Genomic DNA, 1,368 nt, shown 5'->3' on the forward strand with positions numbered 1-1,368 from the left:
ATTAGTGTAAACGCTTTTTTATTTAGGTAGTAATCATTATAGTGCCAGTTCACCTTAATTCCCAATGTAGCTTAGGAATGTGATGTCTATAAAAACTTTATTAATTAGAGATGGTTTAGATACTTTGACTTACTCCAGTCTTCCTCAATTTTCATCAGTACAGATCCAACAATACGTATTGCAGATTGATCGTTTGGGAAAATTTGAATTACCCTTTCTCTTCTCCGTATTTCCCTATTTACTCTTTCTAGCATATTGGTCGTACGTAAGTGTTTGTGCAGCTCAGCTTTTTGAGAATGAAATTGCATTGCATCTTCAAACCCAGCATCTAACGTTTCAATTACCTTAGTAAAACCTTTTACATCATAATACTTATCAATGAAGTCACTCTTCAGTTCTCGGCTCAATTTAATGTTGGATGTTCTAAAGATTTCCTTGAGTTCTGTTTTTGCTTCTGAGGAGTTTTTCTTAGGTAATGAATCCATTATGTTCCTAAGAAAATGAACACAACACCTTTGCCAAGAGGTCCCTAAAAAAGATTCTTTTATAGCAGCCACTAACCCTGCATGAGCATCAGAAATTACCATCTTAGGAGATTGTAACCCTCGTGACTTTAAGTGATCAAAGAAATTAGACCAACTATCTTCTGATTCTCCATGGGTAACCCTTAACCCGATAATTTCTCTATGTCCTTCTGCGTTTACACCGCAAGCTATAAGTACCCCTTTTGAGACAACCCTATCGTTCTCACGAACTTTAATATACATGGCATCAACATATATGTATGGATAATAAAGGGTGTTTAATGGCCGGTTTCTCCACTCATTAACTATTGGATCTAAAGATTTAGTGAGATTAGATACTAGTGATTTAGACACGCTTTTTCCGCACAGTTCTTCAACAATCTTGGTAACTTTACGAGTTGAGACTCCATTTACAACCATCTCAATCATGGAAAGGATTAGAGCTTGTTCGCATCGCTCATACTTTTGAAAAACAGAAGTTGAAAATTCTCCATCACGAGTTCGGGGAACCTTTAATGTGAGTGAACCAGTGCCTGTAATTAATTCACGCTCATAGTATCCATTTCGATACCCTCTGCGGTCATCCGTTCTCTCGTGAGAGAGAGCATTTATATATTCATCTCTTTCTTTCTCCATAAGCGAATTCAAAACAAGGGCTAAAGATGCTTTTACCGGCGAACCTAAAGAGCTTTTTTCTACCTCGGCTTTAAGTTGTTCTAAATTTATAGTAATATTAATGTTGGTCATTATCATTGCCTCCGTGTGTGATTGTTTTTCGTCGAACACATTGTAACACGGACATTGATAATGGCCTTTCTTTTTACACAATTATATAGACTTAATC

Annotated in this window: 1 protein-coding gene; it reads right to left on the reverse strand. The window is 36.4% G+C overall.

Annotation, left to right across the window (positions count from 1 at the left end; all coding sequences use genetic code 11):
• Positions 1-104 precede the first annotated feature (104 nt).
• Entirely contained in the window at positions 105-1,271 is a 1,167-nt protein-coding gene (locus tag AAV98_RS19725; RefSeq protein WP_060667207.1) for an IS256 family transposase, read from the reverse strand.
• Between the last annotated feature and the right edge of the window lie 97 nt (positions 1,272-1,368).

Source organism: Bacillus sp. CHD6a (assembly GCF_001293645.1).
Classification (GTDB): Bacteria; Bacillota; Bacilli; order Bacillales; family Bacillaceae_I; genus Sutcliffiella_A.